Source organism: Paenibacillus sp. FSL W8-0187 (genome assembly GCF_037969755.1).
Lineage (GTDB): Bacteria > Bacillota > Bacilli > Paenibacillales > Paenibacillaceae > Paenibacillus_AQ.
Genome location: NZ_CP150206.1, coordinates 1,685,882 through 1,710,336, shown reverse-complemented (window position 1 = coordinate 1,710,336; position 24,455 = coordinate 1,685,882). Strand labels below are relative to the sequence as shown.

The 24,455-nt window shown below is 50.1% G+C and carries 20 protein-coding genes; 3 read left to right on the top strand and 17 right to left on the bottom strand.

Annotation, left to right across the window (positions count from 1 at the left end; genetic code table 11):
• The first annotated feature begins 178 nt into the window (after positions 1-178).
• Positions 179-871 carry a pseudouridine synthase gene (locus MKY48_RS07335; protein WP_076322992.1) on the top strand — a complete coding sequence of 231 codons (693 nt, stop codon included), beginning with the start codon at positions 179-181 and terminating at the stop codon, positions 869-871.
• 162 nt (positions 872-1,033) lie between these two features.
• Here MKY48_RS07335 and ald read toward each other — a convergent pair whose 3' ends face one another.
• The 12 genes from ald to MKY48_RS07275 form a co-directional block, all read right to left on the bottom strand.
• Positions 1,034-2,152 carry an alanine dehydrogenase gene (gene ald / locus MKY48_RS07330; RefSeq protein ID WP_339271243.1) on the bottom strand — a complete coding sequence of 373 codons (1,119 nt, stop codon included), beginning with the start codon at positions 2,150-2,152 and terminating at the stop codon, positions 1,034-1,036.
• Between the two features lie 291 nt (positions 2,153-2,443).
• Entirely contained in the window at positions 2,444-3,943 is a 1,500-nt protein-coding gene (locus MKY48_RS07325) for an alpha-glucosidase/alpha-galactosidase (RefSeq protein ID WP_339292627.1), read from the bottom strand.
• A 107-nt stretch (positions 3,944-4,050) separates the two neighbouring features.
• The gene (locus MKY48_RS07320; protein ID WP_339292626.1) at positions 4,051-4,971 is read right to left on the bottom strand and encodes an AraC family transcriptional regulator; all 921 of its coding nucleotides are present in this window, start codon (positions 4,969-4,971) and stop codon (positions 4,051-4,053) included.
• A gap of 200 nt (positions 4,972-5,171) precedes the next feature.
• Positions 5,172-7,169 carry a methyl-accepting chemotaxis protein gene (locus tag MKY48_RS07315; RefSeq protein WP_179090638.1) on the bottom strand — a complete coding sequence of 666 codons (1,998 nt, stop codon included), beginning with the start codon at positions 7,167-7,169 and terminating at the stop codon, positions 5,172-5,174.
• Positions 7,170-7,175: 6 nt separating this feature from the next.
• The gene (locus MKY48_RS07310; protein ID WP_256720554.1) at positions 7,176-7,298 is read right to left on the bottom strand and encodes a hypothetical protein; all 123 of its coding nucleotides are present in this window, start codon (positions 7,296-7,298) and stop codon (positions 7,176-7,178) included.
• 216 nt (positions 7,299-7,514) lie between these two features.
• Positions 7,515-8,180 carry a response regulator transcription factor gene (locus MKY48_RS07305; protein ID WP_339292625.1) on the bottom strand — a complete coding sequence of 222 codons (666 nt, stop codon included), beginning with the start codon at positions 8,178-8,180 and terminating at the stop codon, positions 7,515-7,517.
• Positions 8,181-8,237: 57 nt separating this feature from the next.
• Positions 8,238-10,640, bottom strand: a complete 2,403-nt coding sequence (locus MKY48_RS07300) for a PAS domain S-box protein (RefSeq protein WP_339292624.1) — start codon at positions 10,638-10,640, stop codon at positions 8,238-8,240.
• A gap of 309 nt (positions 10,641-10,949) precedes the next feature.
• A complete protein-coding gene (locus MKY48_RS07295; protein ID WP_339292623.1) occupies positions 10,950-11,750 on the bottom strand; it encodes an ABC transporter ATP-binding protein in 801 nt (266 codons plus the stop codon).
• Positions 11,737-12,747 carry an ABC transporter ATP-binding protein gene (locus MKY48_RS07290; protein WP_339292622.1) on the bottom strand — a complete coding sequence of 337 codons (1,011 nt, stop codon included), beginning with the start codon at positions 12,745-12,747 and terminating at the stop codon, positions 11,737-11,739. Before MKY48_RS07290 ends, MKY48_RS07295 begins: the two co-directional genes overlap by 14 nt.
• Positions 12,748-12,755: 8 nt before the next feature.
• Positions 12,756-13,592 (bottom strand): ABC transporter permease, encoded by an 837-nt coding sequence (locus tag MKY48_RS07285; RefSeq protein ID WP_076322985.1) that lies wholly within the window; start codon positions 13,590-13,592, stop codon positions 12,756-12,758.
• 1 nt (position 13,593) lies between these two features.
• Entirely contained in the window at positions 13,594-14,604 is a 1,011-nt protein-coding gene (locus MKY48_RS07280; RefSeq protein WP_076322984.1) for an ABC transporter permease, read from the bottom strand.
• Positions 14,605-14,706: 102 nt separating this feature from the next.
• Positions 14,707-16,527 carry an ABC transporter substrate-binding protein gene (locus tag MKY48_RS07275; RefSeq protein WP_339292621.1) on the bottom strand — a complete coding sequence of 607 codons (1,821 nt, stop codon included), beginning with the start codon at positions 16,525-16,527 and terminating at the stop codon, positions 14,707-14,709.
• A gap of 194 nt (positions 16,528-16,721) precedes the next feature.
• Here MKY48_RS07275 and MKY48_RS07270 point away from each other — a divergent pair, with 194 nt between their 5' ends.
• A complete protein-coding gene (locus tag MKY48_RS07270; RefSeq protein ID WP_339293479.1) occupies positions 16,722-18,029 on the top strand; it encodes a HAMP domain-containing sensor histidine kinase in 1,308 nt (435 codons plus the stop codon).
• Between the two features lie 141 nt (positions 18,030-18,170).
• Here the strand turns inward: MKY48_RS07270 and MKY48_RS07265 are convergent, their stop codons facing one another.
• Positions 18,171-19,469, bottom strand: coding sequence for an alpha-glucosidase/alpha-galactosidase (locus MKY48_RS07265; protein ID WP_339292620.1), 1,299 nt, complete (start codon positions 19,467-19,469; stop codon positions 18,171-18,173).
• Between the two features lie 191 nt (positions 19,470-19,660).
• On the opposite strand from MKY48_RS07265, the gene MKY48_RS07260 reads away from it, so the two are divergent.
• The gene (locus tag MKY48_RS07260; protein WP_339292619.1) at positions 19,661-20,545 is read left to right on the top strand and encodes an AraC family transcriptional regulator; all 885 of its coding nucleotides are present in this window, start codon (positions 19,661-19,663) and stop codon (positions 20,543-20,545) included.
• 95 nt (positions 20,546-20,640) lie between these two features.
• On the opposite strand, the gene pepT is transcribed toward MKY48_RS07260, so the two are convergent.
• The 4 genes from pepT to MKY48_RS07240 all read right to left on the bottom strand — a co-directional run bounded on the left by pepT (position 20,641) and on the right by MKY48_RS07240 (position 24,360).
• The gene (gene pepT, locus MKY48_RS07255; protein ID WP_076322980.1) at positions 20,641-21,873 is read right to left on the bottom strand and encodes a peptidase T; all 1,233 of its coding nucleotides are present in this window, start codon (positions 21,871-21,873) and stop codon (positions 20,641-20,643) included.
• A 143-nt stretch (positions 21,874-22,016) separates the two neighbouring features.
• The gene (locus tag MKY48_RS07250; RefSeq protein ID WP_339292618.1) at positions 22,017-22,853 is read right to left on the bottom strand and encodes a MetQ/NlpA family ABC transporter substrate-binding protein; all 837 of its coding nucleotides are present in this window, start codon (positions 22,851-22,853) and stop codon (positions 22,017-22,019) included.
• A gap of 54 nt (positions 22,854-22,907) precedes the next feature.
• Positions 22,908-23,606: a methionine ABC transporter permease gene (locus MKY48_RS07245; protein WP_076322978.1), complete on the bottom strand. Its 699-nt coding sequence runs from the start codon at positions 23,604-23,606 to the stop codon at positions 22,908-22,910.
• 4 nt (positions 23,607-23,610) lie between these two features.
• Positions 23,611-24,360, bottom strand: coding sequence for a methionine ABC transporter ATP-binding protein (locus MKY48_RS07240; RefSeq protein ID WP_339292617.1), 750 nt, complete (start codon positions 24,358-24,360; stop codon positions 23,611-23,613).
• Positions 24,361-24,455 lie beyond the last annotated feature (95 nt).

The window sequence follows — 24,455 nt, the reverse complement described above, 5'->3', positions numbered from 1 at the left end:
AATGTGAAGAACCTGAAAGAGACGTCAGCTTAAAGGAAATATTTTCGACATAAGTCTGCCTCTCTGATGGATTATCGAAATTAATCATTTTATGCAACATTCCGCAAAAATCAAGGAAAAGAGAATATCAACTAACAAATGAACCTATGGCAATAGTACACATGAGAAGCGGTGGAGCATGCGAATTAACAAATATATAAGCGAAACGGGAGTTTTCTCGCGCAGAGAAACCAACCGATTGATTGCAGCCGGACGCATCACGATCAATGGCAAGGTGTGTGAAAAAGGGGCGGACGTTGAACTGCACGATATTGTGTTAATAGATGGGAAGGAAATTCCTCATCAGGATAGGGAAGCGGTTTACCTGGCTCTCAATAAACCTATCGGTATTGTCTGTACGGCAGCAGAACATGTCGCGGGAAACATTATTCAGTTTGTTAACTATCCATCGCGCATTTTTGCCATTGGAAGGCTGGATAAAGCCTCTGAAGGTTTGATTTTACTTACGAACGACGGAGATATTGTGAACAAAATGATGCGTTCAGAACATCATCATGAGAAAGAATATGTGGTGACTGTGGACAAACCCGTTACGGACGAATTTATGCAAGCGATGTCTCAAGGTGTTGAAATCCTGGACGTCATAACCAAACCATGCAAGGTCTATAGGCAAAGCGAAGATGTATTTCGTATTATTTTGACACAGGGCCTTAATCTGCAAATCCGCAGAATGTGTAAAGCCTTGGGGTACAGAGTGCTGAAGCTGGAGCGTATTCGGATTATGAATATTACACTGGATCAACTGGAACGGGGGAAATGGAGGCATTTGCAGGAAGCCGAACTACATAACCTCCTGTTCATGTTGAACTAGGCGAAGGCGAACTCGTGGTAGGAACAGTAAGGCAACATACAAAAGCCATTTTTCAACTTTGTCCACGCCGGCCAAGGAAAGCCACTCCTAAGGTTTACTTCATAAACCCCGGTATCGTGTCAAATTTGAAAAATGGCTCTACATGCTTAAAACATATTATTTCTATGCCAGCAAATAATCGTCAATGCTGGTATAAGCATACCCATGGGCCGCCGCAACCGCTTCGTAGGTTACCTTGCCGTCGATGACATTAATGCCCTTGGCAAGTGCTTGATCATGACGTGCGGCAGACCGAAGTCCTTTACTTGCTATTCTCAGTCCATAGGGTGCCGTTACATTGGTCAATGCCATGGTGGAGGTTCTGGCTACGGCGCCCGGCATGTTGGCTACAGCATAATGAATAACACCATGCTTTTCGTAGGTCGGGTTGTCATGCGTGGTGATCCGGTCAATCGTCTCGATGGAGCCCCCTTGATCAATCGCCACATCCACGATGACGGATCCCGGACTCATCTCTTTTACCATCTCTTCCGTTACGAGGCGCGGGGCCCGCGCACCGGGGATCAATACTGCGCCCACGACAAGGTCGGCGGCCTTCACCGTTTCCGCAATATGATACGGATCGGACATAATCGTTTTGACCCGCCCTTGGAACAGATCATCCAGTTGACGAAGCCGGCCGGGATTAATATCGAGGATGCTGACGTCCGCACCGAGACCCAGCGCGATTCTTGCCGCATTAGTGCCAACGATGCCGCCGCCGATAACGGCAACCTTACCTGGTGCGACCCCGGGTACGCCACTTAGAAGAACTCCCTTGCCGCCATGCGCTTTTTCCAGGAAATGCGCTCCGATTTGGATGGACATTCTTCCTGCCACTTCACTCATCGGTGTCAACAGCGGCAGGCTGCCATCCGTCAATTGTATCGTTTCATAAGCAACGGCACTCACCTTACGGTCAACCAGCGCCTTGGTCAGTTCCGGCTCGGGGGCCAGGTGCAGATAAGTGTATAGGATCATATCCTCTTGAAAGTATTCATATTCCTCCTGCAGGGGTTCCTTTACCTTCACAACCATCTCGGCTTTCCACGCTTCTGCAGCCGATGCAACCACTTTGGCTCCAGCCGCTCTGTAAGCTTCATCCGTAAAACCGATCCCAAGACCAGCCCCGGATTGTACAAGCACTTCGTGTCCGGCATTTCTAAAACTGACGACCGTACCCGGCGTCATGCCTACACGACTTTCGTTATTTTTGATTTCTTTGGGAACCCCAATTATCATCCCCATGCCTCCTTAATAGTGAATTTTGCCTATCTAATTGAATTGTAACCATTTTTACCCAAACTGTGTACCTGTCTAAGGTCAGGGATTGTCCATCCGAATTTATCTCTATGTATCCGTAGTATATGCAGATAAAAGATGAACTGTATGCAGAAAAAAACACTTCTGGCAGAGGGATTATAACGGATTTTTGTCCGTTATACCGTCCTCGCCAAAGTGTTTCAATCATGCGCATTCATGAAAACTCTAAGTACTTCTGTTGTTATATCCCTTCGTTATTGTGCAACCAGCTTAAACTTTTTCGCGATCCTTCCCTTTGTCGGATTCACCTGCGTTTTTGTTCGCCTTCTCCCGATCGAGCTGCATCTCCTCCACTGTCTTCACCTTGAGTCTGGCTGCTCCTTCATACGAACGGGTGGGGATCAGATTGTCGGATATTAGACGTGCTTTCGCTTCAGTGATCGAAACCGCATACTGAGGAAGCCACGCTTCACCGGCTACCAGCATTTCATCGACCAGCTGCCAGATTTCCTTCGGATTACATACCGCTCCAACCAGCGGATCCATCATAAATGCCTGACGAAGCAGCTTGTCATCTCCATGAACCGCCGCTTCGACCGCCAGCCGTTGAACGGATATGCTTACGCCACACACCGCAGCCGGCCCTAACGGCAAATTCCCTACATGCGGCATGGAAATGCCGTTGCGGTCTACGTAACCCGGCGCCTCAATGATTGCATCATTCGGCAGATTAGCGATAATGCCCTCATTCATTACATTAAAATGCCCCCGGTATACCCGGCCGGTTTCCAAGCCTTCAATAATGTAGGAGCCATGCTCCTCTCCCCGGTGCTCCGGCGTGTACTCCATAGCCGGATCTTGCATCCAGTTCGGGAAATCCGTCTCGAACCAGTTGCGTCCCTCGGTACAGACTCGCAAATATCCGCCTGTCTCTCCGTTTATCCAACTGCTGAGGTCAATCCACTCCGTAATTTCCTCCGCCCGTTTACGGTACCAAGGAACATATTCGCTTAGATGGCCGTTGGATTCGGTGCTGTAGTATCCGAAACGCCGCAGCATATCGATGCGAACCTTCTCTGTCCTGCTATACTCCGGATGCCGTTCGAACGCTTCCAGCAGTCCAGCCGTCAAGTCCTTGCCTTGATGTGAGGCTTGAATATACCAGGTTTGATGATTAATGCCCGCACAGACAATATCGACTTCCTGTTTCTTCAAGCCATAAACCTCGGCGATTTGGTGATGCCCATGCTGTACGCCATGGCATAATCCAATCGTCCGCACGCCGCCATACTGATTGCATGCCCATGTCAGCATAGCCATGGGATTGGAGTAGTTCAGCAGCAGTACATCTGGTGCGCACACCTCGCGAATATCCTGGCAAATGTTCAGCATCTCAGGGATTCCCCGCTGGCCATACATAATGCCGCCTGCACAGAGCGTGTCGCCCACGCATTGATCGATGCCATATTTCAGCGGAATGTCCACATCCGTACGGAATGCCTCCAGTCCGCCCACGCGAATGGTGCAGATGACATATTTTGCACCATGCAGGGCTTGTCTTCGATCCGTGGTGGACTGGATCGCAATCGACAGTCCGTTCTCGGTAATGTCCCGCTGACACAATTCCGTGACCATATCCAGGTTATGCTGACTGATATCGGTGAAAGAGACCTCGATATCCCTAAATTCCGGTACAGTCAGCAAGTCACGCAGAATTCCCCGGGTAAAGCCGATGCTGCCCGCGCCGATAAAAGCAACCTTAAATGACATTCTATCCACTCCCCAGCTGCAAATTAGATTGTAGTTATTGTAGCAGTCGAGTGGTAGAAAGCGTTATCAAAATCATGACCTTTTGGACTCTTCTGAGTCAAAAATCCTCACTTCTTATCTGATCTGGCATCCTGATCACCGTATTTCCAGGCATTCCGATCCTTCCGCAGCCGATATTCCACCGGAGTGGTTCCCGTATTCTTCTTGAACAACATATGAAAATATTGCCTGCTGCCAACACCCACATAGTCCGATATTTCATCTATGGGGATATCCGTCTGCTCCAGCAGCATTTTTGCCTTTTCCATTCGAATCATGGTCAGATACTCCGTTATTGTCCTGCCCGTCCCTCTGCGGAATACCCGATGCAAGTAGCCGGGATGCAGATTCACCTCGGCGGCAACGTCCTTTACCTGAATATGGCGGTCATAGTTCTGATGCAAGAAATCGACGCTTCGTTTAATATAGAACTCGCTCTGCTGCACTTCGCTGCGTTCCCTTTCTTCATACAGACGGGCGATACAGACAAGCAGCTGAATAAACAGCATATGCGTCATCATTCTCCCCTCCGTCCCTCTCTGATCGAGTTCAAGCACGAGGCTCCGCAGCACCGGATATACCTCCTCCTGATCCGCTAGCACCAAGTAGGGAAACGGCCGATTCAGGAGAAAAGACACCTCTTGCTCCTCACCTGCAATCTGCCTGAGAGAAAGCGTCCTCCCTTCATTTTCCATAAACCCGAATTCCACATTCAGCATTCGGCAGGAGACTGCCTGCTCAACGATTAACCGATGCGGGACATCGGCATCCAGCACCATAAACTCCCCTTTTTTGAGCGTGACGCTCTTTTCCGTATCGCCTACCTTCACGTCAATCCGGCATACCCCTTGGATCATATACATAATCTCGGTGGAGTCATGCTGATGGTATGGCATTTCATAATCTATCCACTGCTTATAGTAATAGGCGTAAAAGCGCGGGACATAATCCCCCTCTTCTAACATCTGCTGAAACAAGCTGCCATTCACAACACATGTTCCTCCCTTCGTCCGAGCAGTGCAGCATGATTTATGGACAAAAACTTCTATCGACGTACTTCACAGAAGACAGACCGCGTTTAAGAGTAGTTATAGGTGTATTAAAATCTCACAGCGTACATAAATCGTAACTTTATATATAAAAAAAGCCTGGCCCTTAGGCCAAGCTTATCATCAATATGCCAGTGGTGCTACGAGATTTTGAAGGCCGATACGGTATGGTTTAACTCTTCAGCAAGCTCGGCAAGCGATTGTGCCGTTGCAGCCGATTCCTCGCTTGTAGCCGCCGTTTCCTCCGTCGACGAAGATATCGTTTCAATCGCGGTTGCCACCTCGGCAGCCTGGGCTGCCTGCTCCTCGCTGGCAGCTGCAATATCCATTACTTTACCGGCAGACTCATTCACCATACTTGTAATGTAGGCAAAGGCTTCACCGGCTTTTTCCGTGTGGATGACGCCTAGATTCACCGCCTCCACGCTATCAGCCGTATTCTTCTGCATGCCCTTGATGATATCGGCGATCTGCTTCGTCGCTCCTCCGCTACGTTCGGCTAGCTTGCGCACTTCATCCGCCACCACAGCGAAGCCTCTTCCTTGATCGCCGGCGCGGGCAGCCTCGATCGTGGCATTAAGGGCAAGCAGATTGGTCTGCTTGGCGATATCGTCAATCACCTCGATAATCTCGCCAATCCGCTGGGAATCAGCTTCGAGTTTGGCAACCTGCTCTCGTACCCGATTCATGCCTTCCACCGACTGCTGGACGATACCGCTGCCTTCCGTTGCAATGCCGGAGGTCTGGTTTACAAGCTCGGATGCTGCTGATGCATCGCTCGCAACAGAATTGATGGCATTTGACCATTCATGGAACAATTCACTGACCGTTTGCACGGATTCAGCCTGACTGCTGCTTCCAACCGCAAGTTCCTCGGCACCAGCCGATAGCTGCTGTGAAGCGGCGGCTACCGATGATGCGTTCAGGTTCACTTTGCCGATCATCTCCCGCATGCTCTCCAGCAGCTGCGCGAATACTCTGGACAACGTGCCGATTTCATCGGCTCTGCGGAGATAAGCCGCAGGCACCTCCTGCGTGAAGTCTCCCTTCGACATGAACTCTCCGATGGAAACGGAAATGCCCAATGGTTTCACGATGGATCTCGTTAACAGGACCACGACAGCCGCCATGGCCACCAGAGTGGTCAGTCCGGCAACGATAATGGAGATAATCAACGCATCCGAATTTGCCGTAATCTCATCCATCGGGATAATGATAGCAGCAGACCATGGCGTTTCGGTCAATCCGGTCTTAATCGGGGTATACAGCTTGTACAGCTCGGAATCTTCCTCAGTATAGACATCTCCTTCCCGAATCGCATCCAGGATAAGGGGAACCGTCTTGCCAGGATAGGCCTCCTCCAACGTCTGCCCCATCACCCCGTCCTCCGGCGACGTTACGATCACGCCGGTATTCGAAAAAATATGCGCATACCCCGTGTCGAACAATCGGAATTGCTCCATTACGCTTTGCAAATGTGCCAGGGAAATATCGACACCAACCACGCCGACAGTCTTTCCGTTATCGATAATCGGAACAACGAGCGATGTCATCATGACATCTTCGTTGCCTACTTTGAAGACGTACGGATCCATAATGATTTCTTTTCCGCTGTTCTTCGCCAGGAGATAGAAGTCACCTTCCCCTTCGTGCTCGTAATCCTCGATTACGGAGCGTTCCAGGCCGGATTCCGTTCTTGCCCAGTAGGACATCAATCGCCCCGTTTGATCACTGCCCTGTTTGTTTCTGTATTCGTTGTCCCGGCCATCAAAGGCATCCGGCTCCCATAAGGTCCAGATCCCTTTCCAGGACGGATTGTCTTCCAGATTTCTTCTCAGTATTTCATTAACGGCTGCGCGATTCGTGGTATCGGTCCCTTTCATTCCAACAAAGCTTACAGCTAATGTACGTGCGGAGCTCATGACATCGTCAAGCTCTGCTTGTACCAGCGTGCCAATCTTCTCACTCGTTGTCACCGCAAGCGTCTTGGCCGAATCCAGAGCTTCCTCCGTTGTAGTCATACTGATATACGTCATCATGCCAGCTAGAAAAATCGTAATCGACCCCAAAATAATAAACAGCATACGACTCTGGAGTTTCATTGCAAACAGAGATTTCAAAGACTTCAATCGTTTCATTATGAGTCACCCTCGCTTCTTCCGGCTGTTAAATTCATTCCACTCTTCTTCAAGCTGCGCCAAAACTTCCTCAATCTCTTCCGGTGACAAGAGGTCATCGACACCATATTCAAATAGGTCCTTTGTCATGCCGCAGGTTACCACCCTTCCTACTTACAGACTACATCCATCCAGTAACATAAGCATATACACTTACTTACCGTTCGTAACCGAAATTCTCTTGCGTGCTCACGCAAGAATTTTGCGGATTGCCTTGCGGATATTGTCGAATAATAGCGAATTTATCTCGTGTCATGTCGAGGTAAACATACTTTATGATCTGAAACGTTAAAGAGAGCTAGCCGGTCAGCCCAGCTGGACAAAATCCGAATCCGAGAGGATTCCCATCTGCTTTGCCTTCAGTGCAGCTTCTATGCGTGACTTCACATTCAACTTTTGAAACAGATTGGTTAAGCAGTACTCCAGTGAACGCTGGCTCATGATCACCATTCCCGCAATCTCCTTGTTACTCTTTCCGCGAGCGATTTCCTTGAGAATACTATATTCTTTATCGGTTATAGACTGGGCTGCCGGCGCCCCTGCTGTCCGTTCCGGACCATTTGCGGTAACACGCCGGAGCTGCTTCACAAGTGTTAACGGCAGAACTGCTTCCCCTCGCAGCGCACATCGAACAGCCGTTACCAACTGCTCTTTGCCCGACGTTTTCGAGACAAAACCAGCCAGTCCGGCCTCCATAATCAAATTAAAATGATTGCTGACTTCAAAACCCGTATAAACCAGCATCACCGCGTTCGGAACGATTTGGAGGATCTGCTTGGCCAAATCAATTCCGCTCATGCCCGGCATATGCATATCAATCAGCATTACGTCAAAATGCAACGTTCTCACCAGCTCCAGCGCCTGCTCCGGCGTATTCGCAAGCTTCACGAACATATCCTTTTCCTGCTCAAGCAGCACCTTGGTTCCCTCCATCACCGAGGGATGGTCATCCACTAATAAAATTTCGATCATGGTCACTCATGGCTCCTTCAATCTGGTATCTTGATTACTTCACTGCCGGTGGAATGTTTACTTTGCTGTTATGGATATATAGACAGCCGTCCCACCGCTCTTCGATGAGTCGAACTGGATTTTACCGTTCATGCTTCTCACCCTTTCCTTCATGCCGCCGATCCCCATATGATTGAATTGATCCGGTTTCTGGTTCAAATCGATCCCAATCCCGTTATCTTCATAGCTAAGATTGACCTCATCACACTGAGTGGACAAACGGAGCTTTACCTCGGTCGCGTTGGAATGCTTCGTAGCATTGGCTAGCAGCTCCTGGACAATTCTGTACAGTCCGATCAAGTGATCGTCACTGATATCATCATCGAAGTTCGAGCAGTCGAACTGTATAGAATAATTGGTGCGGAGCTGGGTAAATTCAAACAATGCCTCCAGCGAACGTTCCAAACCCTCCTCCTTGAGCAGCGGGGGGCGAAGCTCGTTGCACGTAATTCGAATCTGATATATGACATCCAGAAGCCCCTGCTCGATTTCCTCCAGCTGTGGGCGAAGTTGCTCCGGCAGCTCAAGATCCGATGTAATCTGATTTAATTTCCTGTACCATATAATCTGTTCCTGGAGCGCAGCATCGTGAAGATCTTGGGACAATCGCTTCCGCTCATTTTCAGATAAATGCAGCATCAGTCGCAGCAGCCACAAGGGCATGATTTGCTGGGATGAATCCAGCTTCTCCAGCTCCCTCGTCAAATCCTCAATGACGCGGAAGTTATCGTACAGGACACTTGCATAGCGCGTAATGGTCTCCAGCCATATTTTTTTGGCCTGAATCATTAGCAAGGGAACCTCTCCGCCAATGCAGACAATGCTGCTATCCCCGTTCATTTCTCCAATCTTGACAAAATATCCGTCGGACATCTCAAACAGTTTACAGAATGGAATATGCTCGGGTCCGCATGTATGGATCGCATGAAGCACACCTTGCGGCAGAACTTTATGGCCCCCTTGGATTTTGATATGCAGGCTGTGGTGGTTGATCTGGATGAGGCTCACCCGATCCGTCACCAGCACCTTCTTGATTTCCCGCACGATACGGGCGTTCAATTCACTGATCTTCACCATCCCAAAAAGGTCGGAAGAGAATTGATCCAGGCTCATTTGCAGCCTAAAATAACGGTCCTCGCTCTCCCGAACTAGCCTTTCTGCCGCAATGCGCTCCCGTTCAGCCTGCTTCTGCTGCGTAACATCGCGAATAATGGTAAGCGCCGTGCTATGACCTATATAAGGAATAGGTGTCGTAATTGCCTCTATATCGATGATCGTTCCATCCAGTTGGACCAGTTTGTTCCCGGTGAGCTCCGAGGTATTCCCGCTTTCGTACACATGCTCAACCTCCGCAATCACGAACTCGACCTGATCCGAGGGGATTACGTCCTGGAGTGAAGTTCCCGCTAATTGTACGATATCCGCTATACCCAATAAGGAAAGGCCCGCGGGATTCGCATAAACATAAGAAAAATCGGAGTGCAGGAACATCGCAACAGGAGCGATATCCAGGATATGGCGGTTGATTCGGTCGCTTTCCATAAGGGCCCGTTCCGCGGATTTGCGGGCGGTGATATCCTCGAAGAAAATCTCAATCGCGTCAGATTCCGCATCATACAAGGCCGTTGTCACGACATCGACCCGCTCTCCGTCAACCCGCTTTATGGATAATTCCTCGGGAACGACCTGCCCTGATCGAATTAGCTGCATGAGCCGTTTGCGTTCCCACTCCTCGTAGGGATCCAGCACCCAGTCCCAAGGATCGGTACCCAGGATGTTCTCAGGCCCAGCCGCTCCAATGATCCGAAGTCCAGCGGGATTTACATACATCAGCTTGCGGTCCTTACAAACGGCAATGGCAATAGGAGATAGCTCTACCAGCCTGCGATACCGGTTCATGCTTTCATTGAGCGCTTGCTCCATCTTCTTGCATTCCGTAATATCATACAGCGCCTCCTCCATGCGGAAACGTGTGCTAATATCAACGGCAATACCATCTGTACGGATCATTTGCCCGGATTCATTCATCATCGGAATCATCTTCACTTGGACCCAGCGAACATCGCCCTCTGCATGAATAATCCGGAATTCAGTATGAACGGTCTCACCTTGTCGAGTTCTGTCGACCAATGATCGAAACAACGCCATATCCTCTGGATGGATCAGCTCTTCCCAGGAAAGACCGTCCGTGAAATCACGATGTGAATAACCTGTAATTTTATGAAAAGCCAAAGAAGTATTTTGGATACTCCTTGTGCCGAAATCGTATGACCAAATGCCAACATCAAGCGTAAGCAGCATATCATCAAGCAGTCGGAATCTGCCTTCGGCCATATCCAAGGCCTGATGGTTTAACTTTCGCTGATATGCGCTTTTGAACAAGAAAATCCAGAATGTGATGGTGAGGGCGACTAATACCAAGATGGTTGCCCCTAAGAAGTAAATACACATGATGTTTGATGGTCTCCTTATGAAGCATACACGCAGTCACGTCAGATGCTTTGCGGTATACCGAATGCGAACTGCGGGATGAAGCAAATGGCAGCCATATCATTTATCGGCAGATCCTTCACAAATGCGAAGATCAAGTACAGAGAAATTTTGCGTAACGATTCGGAGTGTCATATCCACGAAAATAAACGAAGCAAAAGGGGCTCTAAACAAAATAAAGCCCAAAGCGGCGTTTCGCTTCGGGCATTTCCATCATGACATTTCCATCGTACACATCGCTCATGCCAAATCCCACTCGGAGTGGATCTTGGGCACATCTGAAATTAACTGCTGGGTATAAGGATGCTGCGGATTCAAGATCACCTCTTCCGCTGGTCCCCGCTCCACAACTTTCCCCTGCTCCATAATATACAGTGTATCGCTTACATAATAAGCAAGCCCTACGTCATGGGTAATGAAAATAATTGTCATGTTGTTCTCATCCCGCAGCTTCAAGAGCATATCCAGTATCGTGGATCGTGAGCATGCGTCAACCATGGAGGTCGGTTCATCCGCAATCAGCAGCTTCGGATAAAGCATGAAGATCCGGGCAATCATCAGGCGCTGCATTTGCCCGCCGGACAGTTCGAACGGGTATTTATTATGCAGCTCTTCAAATTTCAGATTGACGAAGGAGCACGCTTCCTTCATTTTGCGGAATTGCTCCTCCTTCGACAGTTTATCACCCTGCAGCTTGATGCAGTCGAGCAGCAGCTTCTCGACTTTGTAGAACAGATTGAACGAAGAGAACGGGTCCTGGAAGATCGCCTGGATGTTTTTCCAATAACGCTTGCGGTCTCTGTGCCGCTTCAGTTGTCTTGGCTTGCCCATATACTCAATCGTACCGCTGCTCTCCTTCAGCAGGCCCATGATCATTTTGGCCAGTGTCGTTTTGCCGCTTCCGCTCTCGCCGACAATCGATATGATTTCGCCTTCATGGAAGGTAAAGCTGACATCCTCTACGGCGGTTGTCTTCTGCTTTCCGTAACCGAATACCTTGGTAAGATGCTCTCCCCGAATCAGAACATCATTCTTCTTCATTCGCATACCACTCCTTAAGCACACCCGGTTCTACGATGCAGCGATACATTCGATCCTCCACGGTCTGGCTCACAATCTTTCCCTTTCGGCAGGCGTCTTGCACATAGGAACAGCGATCCGCGAACCGGCAGCCCTCCGGCACATTCTTCAAATTAGGCGGGGTCCCCGGGATGGCGGCCAGCTTATGGCCTTTCATACCTTCCTCGGGCACAATGATGGAACCCATCAGCTTTTTTGTATACGGGTGTATCGGGTCAAAAATCATTTGCTCTGCGGTACCGCGCTCCACGATCTCCCCTGCATACATGACGATGATGTCATCCGTTACGTGATAAAGCAGCGGCAGCTCGTGCGTGATGAATACCAGAGACTGAATATAGCCCCGATCCAGCAGACTCTTCAGCAGTTTGATCACCGCTTTCTGCGAGGTTACGTCCAGCGCCGAGGTCGGTTCGTCCGCAATCAGCACTTTGGGATTCAGAATGGTGGAGATCGCGATAACCGTCCGCTGCTTCATGCCGCCTGACAGCTCGTTTGGATAAGAGTTCAGCACCTTGGTTGACAAATTCAAGGTTTCGAACCGTTCCGCCGCCATCTCCCACACCTGCTTTTTGTTCAGCTCAGGGCGATGCTCCTTCATAATATCCTCGACGAAATGAATGATTTTGAGCGTAGGATTCAGGGCATTCATGGCTGCTTGCGGGATATATGATATCTCTCCTCCGGACACCTGGGAACGGAGTTGTTCCTTGCCAAGCTTCATGATGTCCGTACCGTTGATGACAATCGAGCCACTGCCAAAATGCAGCGGTGGAAAATAAAATCCCATCAAACTGAGCGCAAGGGTCGATTTGCCGCAGCCGGATTCACCGGCAATGCCAAGCGTCTTCCCCTTCTCGAGCGAGAAGCTCACACCGTCTACGGCATAGACATGCTCCTTTAACCGGGTACGGTAATAGGTTTTCAATTCGTTAACTTCCAGTATATTTGTGCTCACAACACCCATCAGCTCCTAATCTTCGGATTGAATATTTCATCCATGCCGGTGTTCATCATGTACAAGGAGAAGGTGATGATGGCGATGGAGATCGCCGCCGGGATGAAGGCCCACCACGCGCCGGCAACCGGTGCTTCAAATACGAGCGCCCAGTTCATGATGATGCCAAGGGAAATCGTGTTGTACGGTCCCAGCCCCAGCATCGAGATGGAAGCCTCGGACAGAATGCCCGATGCCGTCTGCAGCACGAAGGCCATGACAACATAGGAAGCGATGTACGGCAAAATCTCCGAGATGATAATGCGCGGCGTGCTGTACCCGGATATTTTCGCGATATTCACGTGATCCCGATTGCGGAGCGAGGATGTCTGCGCACGCACGGCCCTGGCCGTCCAGGGCCAGCTGGTAATGCCGATGATGACCGCCGTGACAAATGAGCTGCGCGAATCGATGCTGACCGAGATCAGAATGAGGATGACAAAGGAAGGAATCACGATGAAGATATTGGTGATCGCGGTCAACAGATTATCGATCATGCCTCCGATGTAGCCCGAGGCTAAACCGATCACAAGACCGATCACAGTAGCAAATACGCCGGCAATGAGGCCCACCTGCAAAGAGGTCCGAATGCCGTAGATCAGTTCCAGAAATAAATCCCTGCCGAAGTTATCCGACCCCAGCAGCAGCTTCGAATCCGGCGGCTGGTACGCCAGGGCGATCATCTCCAGCGGGTCATTGCGGTTAAAGAGCGGGTAGATCAGCACCACGCCGATCATAGCCAACAGCATGCAGGCTCCGAACATAAACTTTGGCGATTTGATCAATATGCGAAAGGAACTGTTCATATTATTGATCCTCCATCTGAGCGGCCTTAATTCTTGGATCAATCCAGCCGTAGATTAGGTCAATCGTAAAGTTGGCCAGCAGCACAGCCAGGGCGATCAAGAGGGTACAGCCCGAAATTAACGGATAATCCAGCTGACGAATCGCCGTGAACATCCAGGTTCCGATTCCCGGATAACTGAATACGATCTCACAAATCAGCGAACCGCCCACCATCGTACCGATGGATAACGCCAATCCCGTGATCTGGGGCAGCATCGCATTCCGGAATACATACCTCGCGATTTTGGAATCCCGTATTCCGAGAAGCTTGCTGTACAGCACATAATCAGAATTCAGCTCATAGATGGACATCTCCCGCATGCCAATGGCTTGGCCGCCAATCGTAACCAGCACGATCGATAGAAACGGAAGCGTGTGATGCCGAAGTACGGAAGCGAAGAATTCAAAGCTGAGTGACGGCACCATCTGATAATCGTAGCCCCCATGCAGCGGAAACCAGTTTAGGGACAGGGCGAACACATACAGCATAATAATGGCTAGGGTAAAGAACGGAATGGAATTCACGAACAAGGCCACCGGGAATATCACTTTATCGAACACGCCTTTGCGGTAGGCCGCCACGGCGCCCAGCACATTGCCGATGATCCAGCCAACCAGGATGGCCGGAAGCTGGAGCCCGATCGTCCAGGGAACTGCTGAGGCCAGAATCTCCGTTACCGGTTTCGGATAGAGCCCGAATGAAGTGCCCAGGTTACCGGTCGCCAAATTTTTCAGATAGATGATGAACTGTTCCCATAAAGGCTTGTCGATTCCGAACTCAACGAGAAACGTCTCATAGACCCGTTTGATCGTATCGCTGTCGGTCATCCCCTGCGTCATCTCCGACACAATCATGCTCACCGGATTTCCCTCAATCATCCGGGGCAACAGGAAATTCAGCGTGACCGCAATCACCAGCGTCAGAAAGTACCAGAAGAACTTCTTGACGATATATTTTCCGTAAACGCTCAAGCAGCTCACCCCCATGGATCACACCCTGAATTTGGTGAAAAGAGACCTATATCAGGGGTGCAAATCCGCCAATATAGGTCTTGGTTCATTGAGTTATATCCATCAGTTATGAATCTGATACAGCGACTTGATGCCGGCTCCATCCATCGAAATTTGAGGCGGAATGTTGCTGCCGTCCCCTTCGGTCGGGAACCCTTTCCATACCGATTCATTGACGGTGTCGAATACCCATGGACGATACATGAGCGGAATCGACGGGATCTCCTTCAACCAGATTTGGGTCAATTCGGTGTAGAGTGCTTTCAATTCAGTCTCGTCCGTGATGGTTGGAATCTTCTCGATGATGGCATCCGCTTGATCGTTCTTATACCGGCCCCAATTGTAGAATGCCATTTCGCCCATTGGCGCAACACCCTTGGAGTACATGATGGTCATGGCACGGTTCCACGGCTGGCTCGGGCTGACCCCGCCAGCAGGCGTGTTCATGATGATATCGAACTTGCCGGTCTGGAGATCATTGGTCCATACCGGCGCTTCCGGAAATTTGGTTCGAATCTCGATACCGATTGCCTTCGCGTTCTGGGCAACAATCTCAAGCGCCGCATTCCAATCCGACCAGCCGTATGGACATTCGATTTCAAACGGGCCGAGGCGGGTTCCGTTCAGGACGCGGATGCCGTCTTTCCCCTTCGCGGCGCCGATGGAATCGAGGAGTGCATTGGCCGCATCCACATCTGTTGTCCATTGGAGCGGTTTGATAGCCGCCTGGTCTACATATTTCGCTTCGGCCTCCGTATTCAGCGTCAGCGACGGCTCCATTGGAGCCGAGTAGCCGCTGATGGCCAGCTCCGAAATTTTGCCGTAATCAATCGCCATGGCGATCGCTCTTCGGACATCCGCATTGTTGAGTCCTTCCTTCGACAAGTTGAAGAAGATCGATGGCATGGAGCCTGGCACATAATACGGAGGGTCTTTGATGTAGGTTTTAACCGGAGCCCCGCCCTCCCACATTTTCCATACCTGCGGAATAAACTGCTGCGATACGTCTACCTGACCGCTCTTGAATGCCAAATCGCCCGCTGCATTGTCTTTATAGATGACATGGGTGATGTACTTTGGAGCCGGCAGCTTGCCAAAGAGTGCTTGACCCCAGTAGTTATCGTCACGTACAATTGTGATCTTCTGATCATTGTAAAAATACATTTTGTAAGGCCCTGTTCCGATCGGGTCCTCATTGACTTCTTTACGAATGGTGGCAAGATCGTTATTGGCTTTCTTCTCGACCTCTTCCCATACATGTTTAGGCAGCATCGGCATAACCTCGATGCTGTCGAGCACCGTCAATTTGTTCGGATTGTCTTTATTCAGCTTAATGTTCACCGTTTGCGGGCCGTCTGCCGTTACGTCCTCAATATAGGTCCAGAAGCTGCTCCAATTAATGTCATACTTTTTGCCGAGCTGATAGGTATAGACGACATCATCGGAAGTAAACGGCTTGCCGTCGCTCCATTTGGCATCCTTGTTCAGTTCAATCTTCAGGGTCAGATCGTCGGTCCATTCATACTTGGTACCCAGCAGCGGCTCTAACTCGCCTGTCAGCTGATTGACCATAAACAAGGTTTCGTAGACGAGTTCTCTGGAGTTTCCGTAGTTAATCGGAAACGCCGGGTTTCCGCTAAGCAGGTTAAAATTCGTGGGCGCTCCCCATTGTAAACCGTTCACGTAAAGCGTTTCGTTTCTCGGCGTCGCTTTCGCGTCGCCCTGCGGTGCCGGCTCATCACTGCCTCCGGGTGTCTTTACCTCATCTTTGGGTGGCGGTGGATCTGATGCTGTCGGTGGCGTTACACTTTGGCATCCGGCAGCAAAAAAAGACGCCACCAACAAAAGAATGAATATGGGCCTCAGAACGGTTTTCAGCTTCACTTGTGAACCCTCCATTCATGGAATGTGTTCGTTTCTTAAATGCTGAGTGTCTGGGTCATGTGTGCTTCGATTTCCTGCAAGCGCTCTCCTGATGGATTTATATGTTTCTCGTTTCAATCTGAGTACGAATAATTTTTGATATTTTTATTCAACGTTCAAGGATTTTTCCAAATGGACGTCGAACTTGAATGGACATGGTTAATCTAGCGGACGATTCGATATCCTTCAAAGGGGTGGGCCTACTGCCTGTGATTAAAGATGTTTTGCTGCAGCTATTGTTTGCGTTGATGCCTTTTGTCGCATACAACATCTATTACAGAAAACTGACAGTCAACTATTCCCGCAATTTCATCATTATCATTTGTTCGCTGTGCATGCTGTTGTCTATGACCTTTGCTTCGTCCGTCCAAAGCGGGCTGATCTTTGACGTGCGGTATGTCATTATGTTCTTCGGCATGCTGTTCGGAGGGTTCGCGACGGGGGCAATCCTGCTTGTGGAATTTCTAATCTATCGGCTGTACATCGGCGGAGTCGGCATGATCGACGCTGTCATTATTTTGATCTTCACGTACCCGTTGTTCGTTTTGCTGTCATTTCTGTACCATCGGAGCAAACACAAGCTTTGGATCATTTTCGTAGCCGGCATCAGCTTCTCGCTTATCCCGCTCACGGTGCTCTATATAACAAAACCAGACTACATCATGAATTACTTTCTTTTTAATATATTAGCTATTCCCGTTACTAACTCGCTTGGCATATGGCTGCTTGTTACCCTGTTTAACAAATCCGTATCCGACAAGGAGCTTTACCTGCGATATATCCAAAATGAAAAAGCTGAAGCCGTGAATCATGTCGCCGCATCCCTTGCCCATGAGGTCCGCAATCCGCTGACCACCGTGCTGGGGTTCCTGCAATTGATCAAAAGCGGTACGTTTCCTCAGGAAAAGACCGAACGATTCCTAGAAATCAGCATGGAGGAAATTCGCCGAACCGAACAGATATTGTCCGAATATCTCTCGATCAGCAAGCCTCACTTGCCGTTTCAGCAGCGAATCGAGCTTACCGCCCACATCCAGTCAGTCGTTGAGCTTATGACTTCATATGCCAATATGAGCAACGTCACCCTCAGCACAGACTCTCTTAAGTCTAACCTCTACATTTCGGGGAGTCCCGCAGAGCTTAAGCAGCTGCTGGTTAACTTTATTAAGAATGCGATCGAGGCGTGCAAAGACGTCGACAACGGCATGGTCAACATTACCGTCTATGAAGAAACGGACCAGGTGGCCGTGGAAATCAAGGACAACGGGGTCGGCATGACCCCCGAGCAGTTAAGCCGTCTCGGTTCGATCTACTACTCCACCAAAATGAGCGGCACCGGACTTGGGCTCACCTTCTCCTATCAAGCCATTCGCGCCATGAATGGGAGTGTCTCGGTACGGAGCTCGCCACGATCAGGGACGGTGTTTCTCATCACGCTCCCGCGTGCGAATCTGAATCCGTAGGCGATGACGCACGAAGTCCGTTAACGAAAAAGAGAGACGCCTCTGTTGTTACCAGAGCGTCTCTCTCTTTTATTGTGCTTGCAGTTATACAATTTCTTTTGCTGCAAAACTTCTGTTATTTTTGCTTAAGCTGTATCAGCCTTATTGGTATTTAGGGAGCCAGTCTCCATGCGCCTCGATCAGGTCGTCGCACAGGCTCTTGATGTCATCGATGGACAACTCCGCAGCCGTATGCGGGTCGAGCATCGCTGCATGATAGATATGCTCCTTCTTGCCGGTTGCCGCCGCTTCCAGCGTCAGCAGCTGGGTATTGATATTGGTGCGGTTCAGCGCGGCACACTGTGGAGGCAGGTCGCCGACATAGGTCGGGGTTACGCCGCTGGCATCGACCAGACACGGAACCTCAACGCAGGCTTCCTTCGGAAGATTCGTAATCAGCCCCGTATTTATTACGTTGCCCCCGATTTTGAACGGCACATTGGTCTCAATCGCTTCTAAAATGTAGGAGGCATATTCATGGGAACGGGTGTGCATCAGATCCTGGTTGTTGACCAGATCCTCGCGCATCGCTTTCCATCCCTCGATTTGGTTCACGCAGCGACGTGGATATTCATCCAGCGGGATGTTAAAGCGCTCGATCAGCTCCGGATAGTTGCGCTTAATGAAATACGGATGGTATTCGGCGTTATGCTCGGACGACTCCGTGATGTAGTAACCGAAGTTCAGCATCATCTCGAGACGAACCATATCATGATGTTTCTCCTTCTGCTTCTCGGCCGCGCGCTTCTTAATTTCCGGATACAGGTCCACGCCATCCTTCGTTACCTCAAGCAGCCATGCCATATGGTTAATCCCAGCGATTTTAGCCTGCACGCCTTCCTTATCCATCCCCAGATTATCGAACAGATGCGGAATGCAAGCCTGTACGCTGTGGCACAGACCTACTGTTTGCACACCGCCCAGGGTGTTCATGGCATTGGTCAGCACCGCCATCGGGTTCGTATAGTTCAAGAACAGCGCCTGTGGACAAACTTCCCGCATATCGGCCGCAAAATCCAGCATGGCCGGGATGGTACGGAGATTACGGAAAATCCCGCCAATCCCCACGGTATCCGCAATCGTCTGTCTGAGTCCATACTTCTTCGGAATTTCAAAATCCGTAATCGTACACGGATCGTATCCTCCGACCTGGATAGCATTGATGACATATTTTGCTCCGCGAAGGGCTTCCTTGCGATCACTGTATGATTTGACGACACAGGTGCTGCCGCTGGTTTTCTTAATATTATTCAGCATGTTCTCCGAGTCTTTCAATCGGATCGGGTCAATATCATACAAAGCAAGTTCAAATCCCTGCAAAGCCGGTGTCTGCATGCAATCCCCCAGAACGTTCTTGGCAAATACGGTACTTCCTGCTCCGATAAATGTAATCTTAGACATCAATAAATCCCCTCCCTAAGCTCCATGAATTAATACGCTTTCTCAAGACTAACTATATGATAATCGGTCTTTTTTGAATATGGAGCAAAACAAGAGCGATATGGACATTTGTTGTATCATTAGGTAAGCTAATCCTAACACAGCATCCACTTCATCGATTGATATCGCACACGTTTAAGGAGGGCTAACGCATGTCCATTTTGCCGGACCATACACTGTACACGATTGGCATGAATCCTTCGCCGGGCGGTCATGACCTGAACATCCTGTTCAGCGGTGAGGGGACTCCCGTACCGCGCCACAAAATCGGTCCGATCATTCATGATTACTGCCTCATTCATACCGTCTTGACAGGCCAAGGCATATTTGAATGTGCCGACATCGTACATCATTGCCAGGCAGGCGATACCTTCGTGATCCTTCCCGGTGTTCTTTTCAGCTATGAAGCTGATGATCGGAATCCCTGGCACTATAACTGGGTAGCTTTACAAGAAAAAGGCACCAAGATGCTGCTGGCCGACATGGGTGTTACGCCGGCTAAACCAATTATCCACTGTACGGATGAAGCTGAGTTAAGCTCCCTGGTCGAGATGTACCGTCATCTCCGTCTGGGCTTTAACCGATCGGATCACCCTTGGCTTGAGGATCTCCAGGCTTCCGGATGGCTCCGATTGCTGCTCCATAAGCTGGCGATGTTAAACCGTGAGCATCTTCCGTCGAACTCCAATGACGTGCCGGATATCGAGCGAGGCGTAAGGCAGACCGAGCGCTGGATCTCGACCCAGTATCACCAACAGCTGTCCATTGATCAGATGGCCAAGACACTTGGTTATCACCGGGCACATCTGTCCAAAATGTTCAAACAGCATACTGGCCTGTCACCCATGCAGTATCTCATGAAGGTACGTATCGAAAAAGCCAAGTCGCTCATGAAATCCTCCTTCTCCATTCATGAGATTGCCTCCTCTGTCGGTTTCAATGATGCACTCTATTTCTCCAAGCAGTTCCGCAAATGGACAGGCATGACCCCAAGCGAGTTTAAATACAGTCTGGAGAAAAGCTCTAATAAAGCATGATTTATATACGGGCAAGGACGTAGTGTGGGTCGAACAAGAGCAGACGAAAAAGCCGCCGGCACTCCTGCCGGCAGCTCTTTTTGAAACGATTTAACTTAAGCCCGCGCCTCATACAGCTGCACGATCTCAATAATTGTTTGAACGGCCAATACCATATTGTCGGCGGATACATACTCATACCGCCCGTGGTAGTTCTCCCCGCCCGTGAAAATATTGGGTGTCGGCAGGCCCATGTACGACAGTTGAGAACCGTCGGTGCCCCCACGAATCGGCTCGATAATCGGCGTGATTCCCAGCTTCTCCATGGCTGTCTGGGCGATGTCAACCACTTCTTTGACCGGCTCGATTTTTTCGCGCATATTGTAATATTGATCTTTCATCTGAAGGATGATCCGCTCGGCTCCATACTTGTTTTGAAGCTCTTCTACGATGGAGGCCAGCTTGGCCTTTCTTCCTTCGAACAACTCCCGGTCATGATCGCGGATAATATAACGGAGCTCGGTCAGCTCCACATCGCCCTCAATGGAGGAGAGATGATAGAAGCCTTCATACCCTTCCGTATGCTCAGGCGCTTCTTCCGCAGGGAGCAAGCTGTTCAGCTCCATGGCGATTTTCGCCGCGTTGACCATTTTACCTTTGGCCGTTCCGGGATGGACATTCTTCCCTTTGCAGGTGACAAGCGCCGCTGCCGCATTAAAGCTTTCGTATTGAAGCTCCCCGAGCGGTCCGCCATCCATCGTATACGCATACTTGGCCCCAAAGGCCTCCACGTCGAATTTGTGCGGTCCTCTCCCGATCTCCTCGTCCGGCGTAAAAGCAACCCGGATTTTACCATGCTTCAGTTCCGGGTGTTGAATCAAATACGCCATCGCCGTCATAATCTCGGCAATTCCCGCTTTATCGTCAGCTCCAAGCAAGGTGGTGCCATCCGTTGTTATGAGTGTATGCCCCTTGTAGCCATTCAGCTCCGGAAAATCCCGCGGGGAGAGCACCACATTCTGCGCCCTGTTCAGAATGATGTCTTGTCCGTCATATTGTTCGACGATCTGCGGCTTGACACCGGCACCCGTAAAATCGGTAGCCGTATCGATATGTGCCAAAAAGCCGATGGTCGGGATTGGTTTATCCGAGTTTGCCGGAAGTGTAGCCATCACATAACCATTCTCATCCATCGTTACGTCCTGCATGCCAATTTCCTTCAGCTCGTCCACCAGCAGCTGACCCAGCGTCAGTTGTCCCGGTGTCGAAGGGCAGGTGTTGCTGTTCTCGTCTGACTGCGTATCCACTTGTGCATAGGTAATGAGTCTGTCGATTACTTCTTTTTTCATAAATTCTCAACTCCAATACGTATGGGTATGTAAGATGCACCTCTCAAATCCATCAAGAGTATACCATATTTGGCCGCGAGCAAAAAAATAACCGTTCCCCAAAACCTCGAAGAACGGTTAATGCGAACCCTAAAATTCGCGCTTTATTCAAAAGCCGGCAGCACACTCTCGGAATAGTTATCCTCGAAGAACTTCTTCACTTCCGGGCTGGTCATCGCCTTGGCAAGCTTCTGGATCGGCTCGGAATCCACATTATCTTTACGAGCCACCAGCGTAATGGTGAAATCGGAGTCGTTGCCTTCGGTTACGAGAGCATCTTTCTTAGGGGTAAGCCCCAGCGGTTTCGCGTATGCTGGCGTCATGGCAACCATATCGACGTCGTCGAGCGTACGGGCCAGCATGAGCAGATCAACCTCGGTGAACTTGTATTGGTGCGGATTATCCACGATATCCGCCTGGGTCGCTTTAATGCCAACGCCTTCCTTCAGCTTAAGCAGGCCGTTCTTCTCGAACATCACCAGCGATCGGCCGATGTTGGAAGGGTCGTTAGCAATCGCAATCGTCGCACCGTCCGGAAGCTCTTCGATGGTCTTATATTTTTTGGAGTAAGCCCCAAACACGGCATTATAGATCGGCGTGACCGGAACCAATTCCGAGCCGTTGTTCGCATTGTATTCTTCCATGTACGGTACATGCTGGAAGAAATTTACATCTACCTCTTTATGAGCCAGCGCATTGTTTGGCTGCACGTTATCGGACAGGATCCGGATATCCAGATTGATGCCTTCTTCCTTCAGCATCGGCTTCACCAGGTCAAGCACCTCGGTCATTGGCGGAATGAGCGTTGCGACTTTTAATGTAACTTCTTTCGTGGTATCGGGTGCAGCGCTCTCCGAAGCTTTGTCCTTAGCAGATTGCTGTCCGCAGCCTGCCAGTACCAGCAAGAGGGTCAGCAACAGCAGCATTAATTTCTTATTCATCGTAGGTTACCTCCAGGTAAAAAATAATTGGTGTACATGCGTTCAAAAACATAATTAAACTTTTCTCTTATCCAGCAATCTGGATGCCAGGTTCCCGCCGAACTGAATCGACTGTACCAGAATGATCATAATGATGATCGTAAAGGACATAAGCTCTCCCTCAAATCGCTGGTACCCGTAGCGGATCGCGAAATCCCCGACGCCGCCCCCGCCCACGATTCCCATCACCGTGGAGTACGAGATAAAGCTGATCGTGGATGTTGTCAGCCCGAGTACAAGGCCCGATCGGGCCTCCACATACAGGAATTTGTATATCATCTGAAGTGTGGATGCCCCCATGGAAGCGGCAGCCTCCATCACTTCCTTCGGCACCTCCAGCAAGGATTGCTCGACCAGTCTTGAATAGTAAGCCACCGCAACGACGGATAAAGGCACCGCAGCGGCAAGCGTCCCGAGGGAAGTGCCGACAATCCACCTCGTGACCGGAATCATAATGACAACCAGAAGCAGGAACGGGAAGGAGCGTATGACGTTAACCAGGGCATTCAGAATGGAGAATAACAGGCGATTCTCATACTGCTGGCCTTTTCGGCACAAAAATAGAAGTGTTCCGACCGGAAGACCCAGTATTATGGCGGCAGCAATCGATATGCCCACCATGATGAACGTCTCGCCAATCGCCCGCCATATTTCATTCTGATATTGCAGAACATAGGCAAAATAATCACTCAAATATGAAATGATGTCATTCATGGAACTAACAATCCCCCACTTTCCCTGCACCGTCCGTTGAAGATTCTGAACCCCGAGAAGCCTCTCCATCGCTTAGCTGATTACGGTACGTTCTGCTCAGACGCCCGTTCTCCATTACGGACACATGGTCGCAAATGCCGTTCACCACGTCCATCTCGTGGGAAACGATCACGATGGTTACCCCCAGCGTTCGGTTGATATGCCGGAGCACCTCCAGAATGTCCGCAGTTGTCTGCGGATCCAGGGATGAGGTCGGCTCATCGCACAATAGGACGGTCGGCGAATTGGCTAACGCTCTGGCAATCGCTACCCGCTGCTTCTGCCCGCCGCTTAGCTGAGCGGGATACGACTTCGCTTTATCCTCAAGCCCGACAAAACGCAGGACCTCCTGGACACGCTTCGCCCGCTGGGCCTTCGGTACCTTCGCCAGCTCAAGCGGCATCGACACATTGCCCCATACCGTCCGGTTGCTGACCAGCTGGAATAGCTGAAAGATCATGCCAATCGATCTTCTTGCCTCCCGAAGCTCCCTGCCGCCAAGCGAAGTCAGCTCCTGACCATTCACTACAACTCGGCCGGAATCCGGTCGCTCCAGTACATTCATGAGGCGCAGCAGCGTCGATTTCCCGGCTCCGCTCGTGCCGATGATGCCGTGTATGCTTCCCTCCTCAATATGAAGAGAGACAGTGTCTATCGCCTGATAACGGTCACTGCCGCTGCCAAAGCTTTTACTGACCTCTTGCAGTGAGATCATCATAATCCCCTCCTTGCACATGAAGAAAGCCCGCTTGGCTATACAGCCTGCGAGCATGTTATGCTGCAACAACTATTGAATCATACCATAATTTT

Bases quoted from the DNA above. Each gene is read 5' to 3' on its own strand.
- MKY48_RS07335 (WP_076322992.1), top strand. From the start codon at position 179: ATGCGAATTAACAAATATATAAGCGAAACGGGAGTTTTCTCGCGCAGA.
- ald (WP_339271243.1), bottom strand. From the start codon at position 2,152: ATGATAATTGGGGTTCCCAAAGAAATCAAAAATAACGAAAGTCGTGTA.
- MKY48_RS07325 (WP_339292627.1), bottom strand. From the start codon at position 3,943: ATGTCATTTAAGGTTGCTTTTATCGGCGCGGGCAGCATCGGCTTTACC.
- MKY48_RS07315 (WP_179090638.1), bottom strand. From the start codon at position 7,169: ATGAAACGATTGAAGTCTTTGAAATCTCTGTTTGCAATGAAACTCCAG.
- MKY48_RS07310 (WP_256720554.1), bottom strand. From the start codon at position 7,298: ATGACAAAGGACCTATTTGAATATGGTGTCGATGACCTCTTGTCACCG.
- MKY48_RS07305 (WP_339292625.1), bottom strand. From the start codon at position 8,180: ATGATCGAAATTTTATTAGTGGATGACCATCCCTCGGTGATGGAGGGA.
- MKY48_RS07295 (WP_339292623.1), bottom strand. From the start codon at position 11,750: ATGAAGAAGAATGATGTTCTGATTCGGGGAGAGCATCTTACCAAGGTA.
- MKY48_RS07285 (WP_076322985.1), bottom strand. From the start codon at position 13,592: ATGAACAGTTCCTTTCGCATATTGATCAAATCGCCAAAGTTTATGTTC.
- MKY48_RS07270 (WP_339293479.1), top strand. From the start codon at position 16,722: ATGGTTAATCTAGCGGACGATTCGATATCCTTCAAAGGGGTGGGCCTA.
- MKY48_RS07265 (WP_339292620.1), bottom strand. From the start codon at position 19,469: ATGTCTAAGATTACATTTATCGGAGCAGGAAGTACCGTATTTGCCAAG.
- MKY48_RS07260 (WP_339292619.1), top strand. From the start codon at position 19,661: ATGTCCATTTTGCCGGACCATACACTGTACACGATTGGCATGAATCCT.
- pepT (WP_076322980.1), bottom strand. From the start codon at position 21,873: ATGAAAAAAGAAGTAATCGACAGACTCATTACCTATGCACAAGTGGAT.
- MKY48_RS07250 (WP_339292618.1), bottom strand. From the start codon at position 22,853: ATGAATAAGAAATTAATGCTGCTGTTGCTGACCCTCTTGCTGGTACTG.
- MKY48_RS07245 (WP_076322978.1), bottom strand. From the start codon at position 23,606: ATGAATGACATCATTTCATATTTGAGTGATTATTTTGCCTATGTTCTG.
- MKY48_RS07240 (WP_339292617.1), bottom strand. From the start codon at position 24,360: ATGATCTCACTGCAAGAGGTCAGTAAAAGCTTTGGCAGCGGCAGTGAC.